Source organism: Pseudomonas guariconensis (assembly GCF_040822035.1).
GTDB lineage: Bacteria > Pseudomonadota > Gammaproteobacteria > Pseudomonadales > Pseudomonadaceae > Aquipseudomonas > Aquipseudomonas guariconensis.
Genome location: NZ_CP162012.1, coordinates 130966 through 146368, shown reverse-complemented (window position 1 = coordinate 146368; position 15403 = coordinate 130966). Strand labels below are relative to the sequence as shown.

Genomic DNA, 15403 nt, shown 5'->3' with positions numbered 1-15403 from the left:
CAGCCGCTCTGGTGCGCTATGATCTGAGTCGACGCCTCGCGCCCTGTCAGATGCATGGAGCCTATGACCACCCCCAGCGCTACCCTGGACACCAGCAGCCAACCGGCCTGCCTGCGCATCGCCGGTGATTGGACCTTGGCCCACTACGCCAGCCTCAAGCGCGAGAGCGAACGGTTGCGCTCACAGTATGGCGACGACACGATCGCCGATCTGAGCCAGCTGGGTCGACTCGACACCGCCGGCGCCTCGCTGCTGGCCGAGTTGCTTGGCTCCGAGCGCCTGTCGCATTGCACCCATGACCTCCCCGAAGCCAGCCGCGCCTTGCTAAAGAACGTCTACTGCTCGGTGCAGGACTACTGCATCCCGGTCAAGGAAGCCGAGCGCCCCGTCTTGCTGCTGTTGCTCGAGCGCATCGGCTGCGCCGTCGCCACCCTCTGGGAGGACACCCGGCAATTGCTCGGCTTTATCGGCCTGATCCTCGAGACGCTCGCTCGCAGGGCCTGGCAGCCTCACCGCTGGCGGGTCACGCCGGTGGTCGCGCACATCGAGCAGACCGGCCTGGACGCCGCACCGATCGTGGCACTGCTTACCTTCCTGGTGGGCGCGGTGGTGGCGTTTCTCGGCGCCACGGTACTGGCGGATTTCGGCGCTACGGTGTTCACCGTGGACCTGGTAGCGTTTTCCTTCCTGCGGGAGTTCGCCGTGCTGCTGACCGCCATTCTCATGGCCGGACGCACTGCCAGCGCCTTTACCGCACAGATCGGCTCGATGAAAGCCAATGAAGAAATCGATGCCATCCGCACCCTGGGGCTCAATCCCATCGAACTGCTGGTGGTGCCGCGGGTGCTCGCCTTGCTGATCTCCCTGCCGCTGTTGACCTTCGTCGCGATGATCTGCGGCATCGTCGGCGGCGCCGTGGTCTGTGCCCTGTCCTTGGATATCTCGCCAGCGATGTTCCTTTCGCTGCTGCAGAGCGACATCGGCGTGCAGCATTTCATCGTCGGCCTGGTCAAAGCACCGTTCTTCGCCTTCCTGATCGCCGCCATTGGCTGCCTGGAAGGCTTCAAGGTCAGCGGCAGCGCCGAATCGGTGGGGGCGCACACCACCTCCAGCGTGGTCCAGTCGATTTTCGTGGTGATCGTGCTCGATGCGGTGGCCGCACTGTTCTTCATGGAGATGGGCTGGTGAGTGGCGTACCAGACGCAGTGATCGAAGCCCGGGGGCTATGCAACCGATTCGGCACCCAGAGCGTGCACGAGAATCTCGACCTGGACCTGTACCGCGGCGAAATCCTCGCCGTGGTCGGTGGCTCGGGCAGCGGCAAGTCGGTGTTGCTGCGCAGCATCATCGGGCTGCGCCGGCCCAACGCAGGGCAGGTCAACGTATTCGGCCAGGACCTGGCCACCCTGAACAGCGAGCAGCGCTCCCTGGTGGAACGACGCTTCGGCGTGCTGTTCCAGAAGGGCGCGCTGTTTTCCTCGCTCACGGTCACCGAGAACGTGGCCTTGCCCTTGATCGAGCACGCCGGCCTCTCTCGCGCCGACGCAGAGCACCTGGCGGGGGTCAAGCTGGCCCTGGCCGGCCTGCCGATCTCCGCCGCCGACAAGTATCCGTCCTCGCTGTCCGGCGGCATGATCAAGCGCGCCGCCCTGGCCCGTGCCCTGGCGCTCGATCCGGACATCCTGTTCCTCGACGAGCCCACCGCCGGCCTCGACCCGATCGGTGCCGCCGCATTCGATCAATTGATCCTGACCTTGCGCGATGCCCTGGGCCTTTCGGTGTTCCTGATCACTCACGATCTGGACACGCTCTATACCATCACCGACCGGGTCGCGGTGCTGTCACAGAAAAAGGTCCTGGTGGCCGGCCCCCTGGCCCAGGTCGAGCAGACCGACGATCCCTGGATCCACGAATACTTTCACGGCCCGCGCGGGCGGGCGGCGGAACAGGCCGCCGCTGGCGCCGGGCAGGAGCGCTGAACAATGGAAACCCGAGCTCATCATGTTTTGATCGGCCTAGTCACCGTCCTGGTGGTGGCCGGCGCCATGCTGTTCGGCCTATGGCTGACCAAGTCGAGCGTCGATGACACCTTCAAAGACTACGAAGTGGTGTTCAACGAAGCGGTGTCCGGCCTGTCCCGGGGCAGCCCGGTGCAGTACAACGGCATCAAGGTCGGCGACGTCAGCACCCTGCGCCTGGACCCCAAAGATCCGCGCCGGGTTCTGGCCCGCATCCGCCTGAGCGCCGACACGCCGGTCAAGGAAGACACCCAGGCCAAGCTGACGCTGGCTGGCGTCACCGGCAACTCGTTCATCCAGCTCAGCGGTGGTACGCCGAAAAGCCCTGAGCTCAAGGGCAAGGACGGCAAACTGCCGGTGATCGTCGCCTCGCCGTCGCCCATCTCGCGCCTGCTCAACGACAGCAGTGACCTGGTGACCAACATCAACCTGCTGCTGCACAACGCCAACCAGATGTTCTCCGAAGACAATATCGAGCGCCTGAGCAACACCCTGGCGAACCTGGAGCAGACCACCGGCACCTTCGCCAGCCACAAGGGCGGTATCAGCCAAGCCATCGATCAATTGGCCCAGCTCGGCAAACAGGCCAATGCCACCTTGGCCGAGACCCAGGCCTTGATGCGCAACGCCAACAGCCTGGTCGGCAGCGAAGGCAAGCAGGCCATCGACAGCGCTGAACAGGCCATGCAGTCGCTGGCCGAGAGTACCCAGACCATCAACCAGATGCTCAATGACAACCGCGAGGCCATCGACGGTGGCGCCCAGGGCCTGAATCAACTGGCGCCGGCCATCCGAGAACTGCGCGAAACCCTCAACGCGCTCAAGGGCATATCCCGGCGTCTGGAGGCCGACCCGAGCGGCTATCTGCTGGGCCGAGACAACAACAAGGAGTTCCAGCCATGAGACCGACGCTGCGCCTTCTGGCTTGGGCCGCCACCTTGAGCCTGGCCACCGCCTGTTCGATCCTGCCCAAGACCGAGCCGGTGGACACCTATCGCCTGCCCGTGAACCAACCCAGCCGAACCGCCAGCGCGCTGGACTGGTCGTTGCGTCTGAACAAGCCCCTGGCCAGTGAGGTCTTGGCCACACCCCGTATCGCAGTGATCCCCCAGGGCGATGTGATCAGCAGCTACAAGGGCGCACGTTGGAGCGATCCAGCGCCCTTGCTGATACGCAACCGCTTGCTCGACGGTTTCCAGCGCGACGGACGGGTGCAGCGCCTGAGCGCCGATGACAGCAACCTGCAGGCCGATTACGAGCTGGCCGGCGAGTTGCAGGCATTCCAGAGCGAGTACCGTGCACAGGACACGGTGGAGGTGGTGGTGCGCTATGACGCGCGCCTGGTGGACGGACGCAGCCAGCGCATCCTTGCCAGCCATCGCTTCGAAGTGCGCCAGCCGCTGGCCGACAAACAGGTGTCAGCGGTAGTGGCGGGGTTCGGCAATGCCAGCGACCAGCTAGTAGGGCAAGTGGTGAACTGGACCGTCACCCAGGCCGGCCAGGCTCAGGCGAAGAACCAGTAGCAAACCAAAATCGCCGCGATCACCCCGGACAGCTCGGCGAGCAGGGCGCACCCCACGGCGTGCCGCACCCGCTGGATGCCCACCGCGCCGAAGTACACCGCCAGCACATAGAAGGTCGTCTCGGTGCTGCCCTGCACCGTCGCCGCCACTAGGGCAGGGAAGCTGTCGACGCCGTGGGTCTGCATGGTCTCGATCAGCATGGCGCGTGCCGCGCTGCCAGAGAACGGCTTGACCAGCGCCGTGGGCAGACCCTCGACGAAACGGGTGTCCAGGCCGATCCACTCTACTGTGTGGCGAATGCCATCCAGCGCCAGCTCGAGGGCGCCGGACGCACGCAGCACACCGACCGCGCACAGCATGGCGACCAAGTAGGGCAGCAAGCCCTTGGCCACATCGAAACCTTCCTTGGCGCCCTCGACGAAGGCCTCGTAGACCTTGACCCGCCTCAGCGCACCAATGACCAGGAACAGAATGATCACGCCGAACAATGTCAGGTTGCCCAGGATCGACGACAGACTGGCCAGCGCCGTTGCCGAGAGGGTGCCGAGAAAAGCCATGAACGCCCCCAGCAACAAGGCGCCGGGCACCAGGTAGGCGAGCACCACCGGGTCCCACAGGCGCAGGCGCTGCATGACTGCCACCGAGAGCAGGCCGACCAGGGTCGAAGCACTGGTGGCCAGCAAGATCGGCAGGAACACCAAGGTCGGGTCCATGGCCCCTTGCTGGGCGCGGTACATGAAGATCGTCACCGGCAACAAGGTCAGGGACGAGGCATTGAGCACCAGGAACAGGATCTGCGCATTGCTCGCGGTGGTGCTGCTGGGGTTGAGCTCCTGCAGGGCGCGCATGGCCTTCAGGCCGATGGGTGTTGCCGCGTTGTCCAGGCCCAGGCCGTTGGCGGCGAAGTTCATGGTGATCAGGCCTAGGGCAGGGTGCCCAGGCGGCACTTCCGGCATCAGGCGAGCGAACAAGGGCCCCAGGACCTTGGCCAGCCACTCTACGATACCGGCCTGTTCGGCGATTTTCAGGAAGCCCAGCCAGAGAGTGAGGGTACCGAACAGCAGGACCATGACCTCCACCGACAGCTTGGCCATGGCGAAGATGCTCTCGACCATCGCCGCGAAGATGCCGGCATTGCCGCCCACCAGCCATTGGGCCAGGGCGCTGACCGCCGCCACCAGGAAAAAGCCGAGCCAAAGGCCGTTGAGCATCCGTGTGTTCCCCCTGAAAAATGCCCGAATGATAGCGTATCGCGCCAGTGGGCTGGAGCCAGGGCCAGGGCTTTGCCCTGGTCCACGGGTCAATCCGCTCCGGCAAAGCCCTGACAGATTGCCAGGCAACAAAAAGCCCCGATCGAGTCGGGGCTTTTTTTCAGCATGTGTGCTTAGTGGTTCTGCTGCACGGCCTTGGCAGGCTCGCTTGCAGTCGCAACCACGGCGTCATGCTTGTGGCCGGCCAGCAGCGAGCTGTAGTAGCGCTCGCCCTTGGCGGCGTCGTACATGCCTTCCCAACGGGCGATGACCAAGGCGGCCAAGGCATTGCCGATCACGTTCAGGGCGGTGCGGGCCATGTCCATGATGCGGTCGACACCGGCGATGAATGCCAGACCTTCCAGCGGAATGCCCACACTGCCCAAGGTCGCCAGCAAGACCACGAAGGAAACACCCGGCACACCTGCGATGCCCTTGGAGGTGACCATCAGGGTCAGCACCAGCAGCAGTTGCTGACTCCAGGACAGGTCGATGCCGTACAGCTGGGCAATGAAGATCGCCGCAATGCTCTGGTACAGGGTCGAGCCGTCGAGGTTGAAGGAGTAACCGGTCGGCACCACGAAACTGCAGATCGATTTCGGCGCGCCATAGGCTTCCATCTTCTCGATCACGCGCGGCAGGACGGTCTCGGAGCTGGAAGTGGAGTAAGCCAGGATCAGCTCGTCTTTCATGATGCGCATGATCTTGATGACCGAGAAGCCGAACAGGCGGGCAACCAGGCCCAGCACCATGAAGGCGAAGAAGGCGATGGCGAAGTACACCAGCAGGACCAGCTTTGCCAAAGGCAGCAACGAGGCGAAGCCAAAGTTGGCGACAGTGACCGCGATCAGCGCGAACACACCGATCGGCGCGTAGTTCATGATCATGTGAGTGACCTTGAACATGGTCTCCGACACAGCCTGGAAGGTGCGCACCAGCGGGTCGCGCAGATCGCCCGGCAGGCTCGACAGGCCCAGGCCGAACATTACCGAGAAGAAGATGATCGGCAGCATCTCGCCGCGGGCGACAGCCGCGAAGATGTTCGACGGGATCAGGTTGAGCAGGGTTTCGATGAAGGCATGCTCATGCTGCACCTCGGCCGCAGTGGCCTGGTACTTGGAGATGTCGACGGTGCCCAGGGTGCTCATGTCGATACCGGCACCTGGGTGGAACAGGTTGGCCAGCACCAGGCCCACGACGATGGCGATGGTGGTCACTACCTCGAAGTAGATGATGGTCTTCAGGCCAATGCTGCCCAGTTTCTTCGCGTCGCCAACTCCGGCGATGCCCACGATCAGCGACGAAATCACGATCGGGACGACGATCATCTTGATCAGGCGAATGAAGATGTCACCGGCAGGCTGCAGGACATTACTGATCCACCATGCCTTTTCTGCACTGAAATGGTTCAGCAGCGCGCCGATCGCAACGCCCAGGACAAGTCCGATGAGGATCTGCCAGGCGAGGCTCAGTTTTGCCTTCTTCATGTCTTTACCCTTTCTTCTAGTGGTCATGGGTGCCAGGCGGAAAAACGCATCCCAGAGCCTTTGCCAGCGTATTGGGTAGCGTTGGACTTCCGTGCGGCGACGCCATCGACGGTCACCGCAAGCGAGCGTCGGACGCTCCGGCCTGCGAAAAAAGGCGGCAACTATTGCGACGGGACGGGGGTCAGTCTAATGCCGTAAATGACTACCCCATGCCGAATCGGCATGAGGCTTGAGAGGGATTTCGCGCATCAGAAGGGGTTGGTTTTCCGGTGTTCGGATTCCCGAACAAGACCAAAGCGCCATTTTTCGGCCGATTTATCGGCATCCATACGAGGGTTTTCTACCTTTGTTCGACAATCCGAATGGTGTCAAAGGTACTAAAGGTACGCGATGCGCCCATCGAAAAAATTTCGATATACGGTCGAGACAAAATGTGTCTTGAGGGAAAAATACTGAAAGCAACCTGACGTCTTTCTTATATAGGCGTCTCGGAAGTCTGACCTGGCTTTGCGCCTAATCTGACACCGCCGGTCAAAACTTCCGATACCGCCCTACCTGACCCGGCCCATTGCGGAGGTACTCCCTGTACCCCTAGGCCACTCCGATCCTGCAACAATCAGAACAGCCCAGCCCCTTGGTCATGCGTCACCCCTCCTCGGAGTGGCGCACCATAGAAGCCTGAAAGATAAAAAGGTTCAGCTTCTAGGACGTTACACATGCGTGACCCTTGGTCAGTACCACTTCGGATCCCGCTTGAGCTGCTCCTGCAGCATGGCTTTAATCCCATCGTCCGGATCACCCAGCCAGCGATACTGCGCATGTCGGGTGGGTGACTTGTCCGCGGGCAGGCCTTCGGGGACTTCGACGAGCATCCCGTAGGCATGATCCTTGTCCCAACTGAACGCCACCACGAGGCGCTTGTACGTGCAGTTGGACGGGGATTCGCATAAAGGGCCCACCAAGTACCGGTCACCATCCTCGGTAACCGCCGACATCTGGTGTTGCGAGCTGCCGGATAAATTGATGACCCAATCGGGCAGGCGCTCCTCGCCCTTGATCGTGTCCTGCCACGTTTCGCGGTAATCGGGGTCCGAACCGAGCAGCTGATCGACCCGAACCTGGCCGTCATTGGCCGCCATCGCCGCTGCGCTACCGCCCAGTAACAGGGCAGTAGCCAGGGCTTTGCATAGCATCCGGCTCATGCTCAACCTCTGCCGCGTCCGAAGAAGAAAGAAGCCACGAACAGCACCAGGAAGACGATGAACAGAATCTTCGCAATACCCGTGGCGGCGCCGGCGATACCACCGAAGCCCAGCACGGCAGCAACGATGGCGATGATCAGGAAAGTGATAGCCCAACTCAGCATGATGGTTCTCCTTTCTTTTTGAAATCGATCCGGTACGGCATTCAGAACACCCAGCGTTCTTCATGGACGACAGTGTCCAGATGGGCTGGCGAAGCCTTGGCAGCCGGCAACGGCGCGGTGGCTTTGACCAAGGTGTTGGCACGGCTCGCCTGGATCTGCGTCAACAGCGCGGTTTGCGCCGCCACCTGCTCGGCCAACCGCGCCGTCTGCCAGCTGTAGTAAAACTGGCCAGCGGCCAATGTCAGCAGTAGCGCAAGGCCCAGAAACAGGCACTGACGCCAGGGCGAATCGGCGATCTGCGGGCGGTTGACGAATGGGCGATTCATGCCGGCTCCTCCTGCTGTGTTTTTATTCGAACCTAGACAGGAAGTTGCAGCCTGCATGCCAGTCTTCGCCTTCTCTTAAAATCCTTTTAAATCAATAACTTATATAGATCACCAAAGACCATCAAGCACGTATCCTGCACGATGGCCTATCTGGGGTCGTGCGTTTTGCACGATCAACCCTCAACCTTGCTCGCGACTTTCAACAGGTCGGCATCCACGCCTCGCACGCCGATGATCTGCCGTGCCACCTCCACGGCAATGGTCTTCTGCTCGCTGCTGACGACCTCACCGGAAAGCCGGACCATGCCTTGTTCGCTCGCCACCTTGAGGTTCAGGCCGTCGAGGTTGCGGCTGTAGCGGTAACTGCTTTGGATCTTGTCGACGATCCAGTTGTCGCTGGGCTGCGGGCCGACCGGTGCATCCACGGGCTTCTCCCGCGCCTTGGCCATGGCGGCGCTGTCCAGGCTGACCAGGTTGTTGACCAGGTGCACCCCATCGGTGGTCCGCGCCAACACGCCTGCCAGCTCCTTGGCCTCGGCGCTGTCGACCTTGCCACGCAGGGTGACCACGCCCTCGCGGCTTTCCACTTCGATAGCTGCCTTTTCGGTAATACGGCTCCAGAGCAGCCGGGCTCGGATCACCGCTGCCAAGGTGGCGTCCTCCAGACGCTGGGCATAGGCGCGCAGTTCAAGCGGCCGCTCGACCAGCGCCGGGTTTATCTGCAGTTGGTTGTCGACTTGCTCGATGCCGTGGGTGGCAAGCGCGACATGCTCGGCCAGCTGACGCTCGACATCGTTTTCCACCTCGCCGGTCAACCTGGCGTTCGCGCCATTGACTGTCACTTCGATGCGAAAGGGGTTGAGCACCCGGTTCAGCGACAGAGCTGTCTGCAGGGCGCCTTGCAGGCGCGCGTCCTGGACGGGATCGGCGAAAACCGGCGGCACGGCGGTCAGCATGCACGTCGTCAGCACCAGGATTCTCAGGGAAAAAGACATGTCAGCTCCTCCATCGGTGACATATAAAGAGAGAACCGTCGCAACCCCCATGCCAGTCCGCTGTCTTCTTTCTGAGCGCCTGCCCTGGCAGGGCCAGGAGGCAGGAAAGGCTATTGGCTAGCATGCAAAGGGCGGATTCCTTCAGAATTGACCATGCAACTTGCCCGATTTTTCCGACACTAATTGAGATCAATCCCGAAGGAGCGCAGGAAAATGGAATCAGCCCAGGACAACCAAGGCCGCATTCTGCTGGTGGATGACGAATCCGCGATCCTGCGAACCTTCCGTTATTGCCTGGAAGATGAAGGCTACAGCGTCGCCACGGCCAGCAGCGCCGCCCAGGCTGAAGCGTTGTTGCAACGCCAGGTGTTCGACTTGTGCTTTCTCGATCTACGCCTAGGCGAAGACAACGGCCTCGATGTCCTGGCGCAGATGCGCATTCAGGCACCGTGGATGCGCGTGGTCATCGTCACTGCCCATTCAGCGGTCGACACGGCGGTGGACGCAATCCAGGCCGGCGCTGCCGATTATCTGGTCAAACCCTGCAGCCCTGACCAACTGCGCCTGGCCACCGCCAAGCAGCTGGAGGTCCGTCAGTTGTCCGCCCGCCTGGAAGCGCTCGAAGGCGAGGTGCGCAAACCCAAGGACGGCCTCGACTCCCACAGCCCGGCCATGATGGCGGTGCTGGAAACTGCCCGGCAGGTGGCAAGCACCGATGCCAACATTCTGATCCTGGGTGAGTCCGGTACCGGTAAAGGTGAACTGGCCCGCGCCATCCATGGCTGGAGCAAGCGAATGCGCAAGGCCTGCGTGACCATCAATTGCCCCTCGCTCAATGCCGAATTGATGGAAAGCGAGTTGTTCGGCCACACCCGCGGCGCCTTCACCGGGGCCAGCGAGAGCACCCTCGGCCGCGTCAGCCAGGCGGACGGCGGGACGTTGTTTCTCGATGAAATCGGCGACTTCCCTCTGACCCTGCAGCCCAAGCTGCTGCGGTTCATCCAGGACAAGGAGTACGAGCGGGTTGGCGATCCTGTCACCCGCCGCGCCGATGTACGTATCCTCGCGGCGACCAACCTCAACCTCGAAGAAATGGTTCGTGAAAGTCGCTTCCGCGAGGACTTGCTGTACCGCCTCAACGTCATCACCCTGCACCTGCCCCCCCTGCGTGAACGCAGCGAAGACATCCTCATGCTCGCCGAGCGCTTCCTGGCCCGCTTCGTCAAGGAATATGCCCGGCCCGCGCGAGTGTTCAGCGACGAGGCCCGCACGGCACTGCTCAACTACCGCTGGCCGGGCAACATCCGCGAACTGCGCAACGTAGTGGAGAGGGCGAGCATCATCTGTCCGCAGGAGCGCGTGGAAGTCAGCCATCTGGGCATGGCCGAGCCTCCCACCAGTAACGCACCACGCATCGGCGCCGCCCTGAGCCTGGACGAGCTAGAGCGCGCCCACATCGGCGCGGTGCTGGCGGCCAGCGATACCCTGGACCAGGCGGCCAAGACGCTGGGGATCGACGCCTCGACTCTGTACCGCAAACGCAAGCAGTACAACCTATGAAGTGGCCCATGAAGCTGCGCACGCGGCTTTTCCTGAGCATCTCGGCCCTGGTCACGGTCGCCTTGCTCGGCCTGCTGCTCGGGCTGGTCAGCGTGATGCAGATGGCTACAGTGCAACAGCGATTGGTGGGGGACACCACCCATACGCTGGAGATCGCCCTCAAGCTACGACAGAACCTTGGAGAGCAGTTGAAGCTCATCCTCGATGCGGACACCGACCCACGCAATCTGATGACCCTGCAGGAAGACTTCCAATCCCTGCTCAACCAAGGCCTTGCCGAAGGCGGCGAGCGCACCGCCTTCAGCAAGGCCAGCAGCAATTACCAAGCCTTTCTCCAGGCCTACCGCGAAAGCGCGGCGCCCGCGCGCAGCATGGACACCGAGCAACCTTTGGGCGCCGCCTTCAATCAGGTCCGTACCGACCTGATCGACTCCCACAAGCAGGCCCTGGAGCGCATCACACGCAGCGAAGAACAAGCGCGCGACCGCGCCCTGCTGATCAGCGGCGTGCTCGGCTTGATGGGACTGTTGGTAGTGGTGCTCGGGTTCGTCACAGCGCACAACATCGCTCGCCGTTTCGGCCAACCCATCGAGGCCCTGGCCAAGGCCGCCGATCAGGTCGGCCAAGGCAATTTCGACGTCACCTTGCCAGTCACCCAGGCTACCGAGCTCAACCAGCTCACCCGGCGCTTCGGGTTGATGGCCGATGCCCTGCGCAAACACCAGGCCACCAACATCGATGAACTGCTGGCCGGCCAGCAGCGCCTGCAGGCCGTGCTCGACAGCATCGACGATGGTCTGCTGATCATCGACCGCCAAGGCCGCCTTGAACATTTGAACCCTGTGGCGCAACGCCAGTTGGGTTGGGACATCAGTCGAGTTGGAACGGGCCTTGCCGAAGCATTACAGCGCCCGGAGCTCGAGCCACAACTGCATCAGGTCTTGCGCGGCGGTAGCCTGGACCGACCGCCGGACGACCTGAGCATCGAGGTGGACGACGAAACCCGTCTGCTCACCTACAGCTTGACGCCGGTCAGCCACCCACAAGGGCCGATCCTTGGAGCCGTAATGGTGCTGCACGACGTCACCGAGCAGCGAGCGTTCGAGCGGGTGCGCAGTGAATTCGTCCTGCGGGCCTCCCACGAGCTGCGTACGCCGGTGACCGGCATGCACATGGCGTTTGGCCTGTTGCGAGAACGGGTGACGTTTCCACCCCAAGCGCGGGAGAACGACCTGTTGGACACCATCGGCGAGGAGATGCAGCGCCTGACCCAACTGATCAACGACCTGCTCAACTTTTCCCGCTACCAGAGCGGCCTGCAAAAGCTGGAGCTTTCGCCCTGCAGCATCGAAGAGCTACTCGAGCGTGCCCATTCACGCTTTGCCGAGCAGGCCGCGCAGAAGAACATCGAGCTGTTCATAGACGTCGAGCCCCCTCTACCACGCATCCCGGCAGACGCCGCGCAGCTGGACCGGGTGCTGGACAATCTGTTGCACAACGCGCTCCGTCATACCGCCAACGATGGGCGCATCCGGCTGCATGCGCGGCGGCATGCCGAACGAGTGATCATCGGGGTGGAGGACAACGGCGAAGGCATCGCCTATGGCCAGCAAGCCCGGATCTTCGAGCCCTTCGTCCAGGTCGGGCGCAAGAAAGGCGGAGCCGGTTTGGGCCTGGCGTTGTGCAAGGAGATCGTCCAGCTGCATGGCGGGCGGATGGGTGTGTATTCCCGTCCAGGGCAGGGGACGCAGTTCTACATGACCTTGCCCGTGTAGAACCTCCACCGCGGGCTGTGTGCTTCGCGAGTAACCTGCGCCCAGAGGATCCAGGCCGTTCTCGACAGCACCATTGAACTTGTAAGAGTGGGTTCACCCACAACCTTCGCCGCCGGCTATTTGCCTTTGCGCCGCTGACGGGTCACCAGTTCGGTGAACTGCCGGGCACTGAGCGGATGGGCAAACAGCCAGCCTTGCCCATAATTGACACCTTCGCTATTGAGTAACTCCGCCTGGTCCTCGCATTCGATCCCTTCGGCAATCACTCGCAGGTGCAGGGAGTGGGCCATGCGAATGATGTGCGGCGCCACGCCGCTGCTCGCAGCGTCATGCCCCAGCGCATCGATGAAAGCCTTGTCGATTTTCAGGCAGTCGACCGGGAGTGTCTGTAGGTAAGCCAGGCTGCAATAGCCTGTGCCAAAGTCGTCGATCAGGACCTGATGCCCCACCGCGCGCAAGGCCTGTAAATTGTCACGCGCCACCACCACATCGATCAGGCCCCGCTCGGTCACCTCGAAGGCGATCTGGCTGGCCGCCACCCGGTGATGCGCCAGCAATCGGGCCGCCACCCTTCCGATGCGTGGCACCATCACGTCACAGGCCGCCAGATTCACTGAAATGTACAGCGAAGGATTGGCCCGCAACAATTGGCCCAACTGCTCCAGCACCCGTTGCAACACGAAGTCCGTGATCTGGCGGATCTGCCCAGTGTTTTCAGCCAACGGGATGAACAGATCGGGACTGGTCAGCGAGCCATCCGGTCTGAGCCAGCGCACCAAGGCCTCAGCACCGACGCAACGGCGACTGTCGAGCTCGAAAATCGGCTGATAAAGCACCTGCAGCTCGCCCCGACGCAAGGCGTTCTGCAGCTCCGAACTCATCGAGCGCCGTTGCAGAATCAACTGCAGCACCAGCCAGCCGACGCAACAGGCCAATACCAGGCTGCCCGGAAACAGCAGCCAGAGCATCCCGTTCATCTTCAGAGGCAGGCCCGCCCGAGGCGCGATCAACACCAACTGGTAGTCGGGCGAGTTGGTCGGCATGTGATAGAGCAACCAGTCGTTCTTCTCCAGCAACGACTGGTTCGGTGGCGGCGGCCATTCCACTGTCGGCGGAGGCCAGCGCTGGGGCGGGCCGAGCACGGGGATCGCCCGGGTACCATGGTCGAGCACGACCAGCACGCTGCCACCCGGCGGCAAGTCGACCACATCGGAAAGATGACCCCGCGAGGTAGATACCAGGAACTTGCCGCGCCCCAGCATCAAGGCGGCCAGGTTCTCGTTCGGCTCGGTGCTGGTGTTGAGCCAATAGCTGTAGGTGGGCCCCTGGATGTCCGGAGCACGAAGGGGTTCGAGGGTGCTCTCGGCGCCACGGCTGGAGCAGACTACCGCGCCGTCCACATAGGCGGCCTCATAGATGAATCGCGAACTCAAGCCGATCTGCTGCAAGGCCGCAACCATCGCCGCATCACAACCGCGCAGAGGTTGCGCCTGCAATTGGTCCACGCCTTCGCGCAACTGGCCGAAGATCTGTTCAAGGCGCTCCAGGAAACGCTCGCCCCGGGCGTTCATCTGGGCGCTTTCGTTTTGTTTCATCTGCTGCAGCGCGACACCAAAGCTTCCTGCGAGCAGCACGATTGCGCTGGAAAATGCGGCCAGCCCAGCCAGCATCCAGGGACGGTGGAAAATTTGACGCAGTGTCGCAAGGAAGGCTGACATCACAGGCATCCAGTTGATTACCAAGAGGTATAGCAACTCTGCGAGAAGTCAGCCTGCCCGTTTGGCGTATGACACCATCAGAAAGGTTTCGTTACCGTTACTCAGCGCGAGCGATTCAAGACTTGCAGCATCGCCGCGGTCTGTGCATCCGGCATGCCGTCGAAGCGCTGAGGACGGAAGCGCATCTGGAAGGCCGCGATCACATGGCGAGTGGCAACATCCAGCTCGCCGGTCTGCTCGATCGCATAACCGAATCGCGCCAGTTGCTGCTGATACCAGCTGATGGTCGGAGGATTGACGCTGAAATATGCCTGTTGTCGTGCAACGGCATTTGCGTCTGGCCAAACGCCAAGGCCGGCATCGGCGAGACGTTTCCACGGGAACAGTGGGCCTGGATCAAGCTTGCGCAGCGGCGCGATATCACTGTGGCCGATGATGTGCCGTGGCTCGATGTGATTGCGCTTGACGATATCCTTGAGCAACGCGATCAAGGCCTGGATCTGAGCCTCGCTGTAGGGGTGCCAGACGCGCCCGTTGGGTGTGTCGGTGTAGCCTGGGTTGACGATCTCGATGCCGATGGAGCTGGAGTTGAGCCAAGTACGCCCTTGCCATTGGCTGTCGCCGGCATGCCAGGCCCGGCGGTTTTCATCAACCAGTTGATAAACGGTGGCTGGCCCATCGCCGACCAGGTAATGGCTGCTGACCTCGCCATGGGTCAGCAAGGCCAAGGAGCGCTCCAGGGATGCGTTGGTGTAATGCAGGACGATGAACTGGATACGGCTGTCATGGTTGACGGAAGGATGGTTACGGTCGATCCGCAGGCCGGTGGAGCAGCCAGCCACCATCAACAACATCAGCCCGGCAAAAAGCGTTTTCATGGGAGAGGGCACGTCAGTAAAGTAATCGGCAACAGCGCTACAGTATAACGTGCACTTCTCACTACAGCTCGAGAAACGCAATCACCGCGTGCACATCAAAAGAAACTCCAGGTCGTTGTCGCCACTGGGTCCTTTCTTGTCGACCAGCTGAGTCATCACGTCGACCTTTTCTGCCGAAGGCTTGCCCGTTACCTTGGCTTGTCCATGCAGCTGGCGATCGTAACTGCTGGCATCGATGGCAGAGACTGTGCAAAAGCCCGGGTCCTGCCGCACAACCTGCTTGTTCAACTTCAGCTTGTACAAGCTGAAGTAGTTGGGCTGGGGCTGATGGGTGATGTCGGAGATCCATTTCGGGGACTGCCGCAACAGCGTGCCATCCGCCGCCACATGAGCGGTAAACACATGTTCTTTGGCCATTGCGGTCGTCTGCACGGCCAGCACCATGGCAAACACGGCCAATCCGTTGAGTGCTTTCATCTGCTATTTCCTGTTCGATCAAGGGGCCGA

Annotated in this window: 15 protein-coding genes; 6 read left to right on the top strand and 9 right to left on the bottom strand. The window is 61.9% G+C overall.

The window, feature by feature from the left end:
* Positions 1 to 54 precede the first annotated feature (54 nt).
* From AB1N67_RS00690 to AB1N67_RS00675, 4 genes are read left to right on the top strand one after another with little or no spacing between them, the layout of a single operon-like run.
* Entirely contained in the window at positions 55 to 1188 is a 1134-nt protein-coding gene (locus tag AB1N67_RS00690; RefSeq protein ID WP_043207755.1) for an ABC transporter permease, read from the top strand.
* Positions 1185 to 1979: an ABC transporter ATP-binding protein gene (locus tag AB1N67_RS00685; RefSeq protein ID WP_182816882.1), complete on the top strand. Its 795-nt coding sequence runs from the start codon at positions 1185 to 1187 to the stop codon at positions 1977 to 1979. The genes AB1N67_RS00690 and AB1N67_RS00685 overlap by 4 nt, the downstream gene beginning before the upstream one ends.
* A 3-nt stretch (positions 1980 to 1982) precedes the next feature.
* The gene (locus AB1N67_RS00680) at positions 1983 to 2921 is read left to right on the top strand and encodes an MlaD family protein (protein WP_043207751.1); all 939 of its coding nucleotides are present in this window, start codon (positions 1983 to 1985) and stop codon (positions 2919 to 2921) included.
* Entirely contained in the window at positions 2918 to 3541 is a 624-nt protein-coding gene (locus tag AB1N67_RS00675) for an ABC-type transport auxiliary lipoprotein family protein (protein ID WP_043207750.1), read from the top strand. The genes AB1N67_RS00680 and AB1N67_RS00675 overlap by 4 nt, the downstream gene beginning before the upstream one ends.
* Here AB1N67_RS00675 and AB1N67_RS00670 read toward each other — a convergent pair.
* The 6 genes from AB1N67_RS00670 to AB1N67_RS00645 form a co-directional block, all read right to left on the bottom strand.
* Positions 3523 to 4752 carry a nucleoside recognition domain-containing protein gene (locus AB1N67_RS00670; protein WP_043207747.1) on the bottom strand — a complete coding sequence of 410 codons (1230 nt, stop codon included), beginning with the start codon at positions 4750 to 4752 and terminating at the stop codon, positions 3523 to 3525. The two genes, AB1N67_RS00675 and AB1N67_RS00670, sit on opposite strands and share 19 nt — an antisense overlap.
* A 173-nt stretch (positions 4753 to 4925) precedes the next feature.
* Positions 4926 to 6278: a glutamate/aspartate:proton symporter GltP gene (gene gltP, locus AB1N67_RS00665; protein ID WP_043207745.1), complete on the bottom strand. Its 1353-nt coding sequence runs from the start codon at positions 6276 to 6278 to the stop codon at positions 4926 to 4928.
* Positions 6279 to 7009: 731 nt separating this feature from the next.
* Positions 7010 to 7480: an inhibitor of vertebrate lysozyme family protein gene (locus AB1N67_RS00660; RefSeq protein ID WP_253132586.1), complete on the bottom strand. Its 471-nt coding sequence runs from the start codon at positions 7478 to 7480 to the stop codon at positions 7010 to 7012.
* A 2-nt stretch (positions 7481 to 7482) separates the two neighbouring features.
* Complete coding sequence (locus AB1N67_RS00655; protein WP_003252966.1) at positions 7483 to 7644, bottom strand: DUF1328 domain-containing protein; 162 nt, start codon at positions 7642 to 7644, stop codon at positions 7483 to 7485.
* 41 nt (positions 7645 to 7685) lie between these two features.
* Entirely contained in the window at positions 7686 to 7970 is a 285-nt protein-coding gene (locus AB1N67_RS00650; RefSeq protein WP_043207741.1) for a hypothetical protein, read from the bottom strand.
* Between the two features lie 173 nt (positions 7971 to 8143).
* On the bottom strand, positions 8144 to 8965 hold the full coding sequence (locus AB1N67_RS00645; protein WP_043207740.1) for a BON domain-containing protein: 822 nt from the start codon (positions 8963 to 8965) through the stop codon (positions 8144 to 8146).
* A 213-nt stretch (positions 8966 to 9178) separates the two neighbouring features.
* Between AB1N67_RS00645 and algB the strand changes: the two genes are divergently transcribed.
* Positions 9179 to 10525 carry a sigma-54-dependent response regulator transcription factor AlgB gene (gene algB / locus AB1N67_RS00640; protein ID WP_043207739.1) on the top strand — a complete coding sequence of 449 codons (1347 nt, stop codon included), beginning with the start codon at positions 9179 to 9181 and terminating at the stop codon, positions 10523 to 10525.
* Entirely contained in the window at positions 10522 to 12300 is a 1779-nt protein-coding gene (locus tag AB1N67_RS00635) for a KinB sensor domain-containing domain (RefSeq protein ID WP_367863474.1), read from the top strand. Before algB ends, AB1N67_RS00635 begins: the two co-directional genes overlap by 4 nt.
* A gap of 116 nt (positions 12301 to 12416) precedes the next feature.
* On the opposite strand, the gene AB1N67_RS00630 is transcribed toward AB1N67_RS00635, so the two are convergent.
* The 3 genes from AB1N67_RS00630 to AB1N67_RS00620 form a co-directional block, all read right to left on the bottom strand.
* Positions 12417 to 14018: an EAL domain-containing protein gene (locus tag AB1N67_RS00630; RefSeq protein ID WP_043207735.1), complete on the bottom strand. Its 1602-nt coding sequence runs from the start codon at positions 14016 to 14018 to the stop codon at positions 12417 to 12419.
* A gap of 101 nt (positions 14019 to 14119) precedes the next feature.
* Positions 14120 to 14896: an N-acetylmuramoyl-L-alanine amidase gene (locus AB1N67_RS00625; RefSeq protein WP_043207733.1), complete on the bottom strand. Its 777-nt coding sequence runs from the start codon at positions 14894 to 14896 to the stop codon at positions 14120 to 14122.
* Between the two features lie 81 nt (positions 14897 to 14977).
* Positions 14978 to 15373: a hypothetical protein gene (locus tag AB1N67_RS00620; RefSeq protein ID WP_052352394.1), complete on the bottom strand. Its 396-nt coding sequence runs from the start codon at positions 15371 to 15373 to the stop codon at positions 14978 to 14980.
* Positions 15374 to 15403: the final 30 nt, after the last annotated feature.

What these genes read in the sequence shown, in the direction of transcription:
- AB1N67_RS00625 (WP_043207733.1), bottom strand. Translation starts at nt 14,896, where the DNA reads ATGAAAACGCTTTTTGCCGGGCTGATGTTGTTGATGGTGGCTGGCTGC.
- AB1N67_RS00690 (WP_043207755.1), top strand. Translation starts at nt 55, where the DNA reads ATGGAGCCTATGACCACCCCCAGCGCTACCCTGGACACCAGCAGCCAA.
- AB1N67_RS00670 (WP_043207747.1), bottom strand. Translation starts at nt 4,752, where the DNA reads ATGCTCAACGGCCTTTGGCTCGGCTTTTTCCTGGTGGCGGCGGTCAGC.
- AB1N67_RS00645 (WP_043207740.1), bottom strand. Translation starts at nt 8,965, where the DNA reads ATGTCTTTTTCCCTGAGAATCCTGGTGCTGACGACGTGCATGCTGACC.
- AB1N67_RS00655 (WP_003252966.1), bottom strand. Translation starts at nt 7,644, where the DNA reads ATGCTGAGTTGGGCTATCACTTTCCTGATCATCGCCATCGTTGCTGCC.
- algB (WP_043207739.1), top strand. Translation starts at nt 9,179, where the DNA reads ATGGAATCAGCCCAGGACAACCAAGGCCGCATTCTGCTGGTGGATGAC.
- AB1N67_RS00680 (WP_043207751.1), top strand. Translation starts at nt 1,983, where the DNA reads ATGGAAACCCGAGCTCATCATGTTTTGATCGGCCTAGTCACCGTCCTG.
- AB1N67_RS00630 (WP_043207735.1), bottom strand. Translation starts at nt 14,018, where the DNA reads ATGTCAGCCTTCCTTGCGACACTGCGTCAAATTTTCCACCGTCCCTGG.
- gltP (WP_043207745.1), bottom strand. Translation starts at nt 6,278, where the DNA reads ATGAAGAAGGCAAAACTGAGCCTCGCCTGGCAGATCCTCATCGGACTT.
- AB1N67_RS00675 (WP_043207750.1), top strand. Translation starts at nt 2,918, where the DNA reads ATGAGACCGACGCTGCGCCTTCTGGCTTGGGCCGCCACCTTGAGCCTG.
- AB1N67_RS00635 (WP_367863474.1), top strand. Translation starts at nt 10,522, where the DNA reads ATGAAGTGGCCCATGAAGCTGCGCACGCGGCTTTTCCTGAGCATCTCG.
- AB1N67_RS00650 (WP_043207741.1), bottom strand. Translation starts at nt 7,970, where the DNA reads ATGAATCGCCCATTCGTCAACCGCCCGCAGATCGCCGATTCGCCCTGG.
- AB1N67_RS00660 (WP_253132586.1), bottom strand. Translation starts at nt 7,480, where the DNA reads ATGAGCCGGATGCTATGCAAAGCCCTGGCTACTGCCCTGTTACTGGGC.
- AB1N67_RS00620 (WP_052352394.1), bottom strand. Translation starts at nt 15,373, where the DNA reads ATGAAAGCACTCAACGGATTGGCCGTGTTTGCCATGGTGCTGGCCGTG.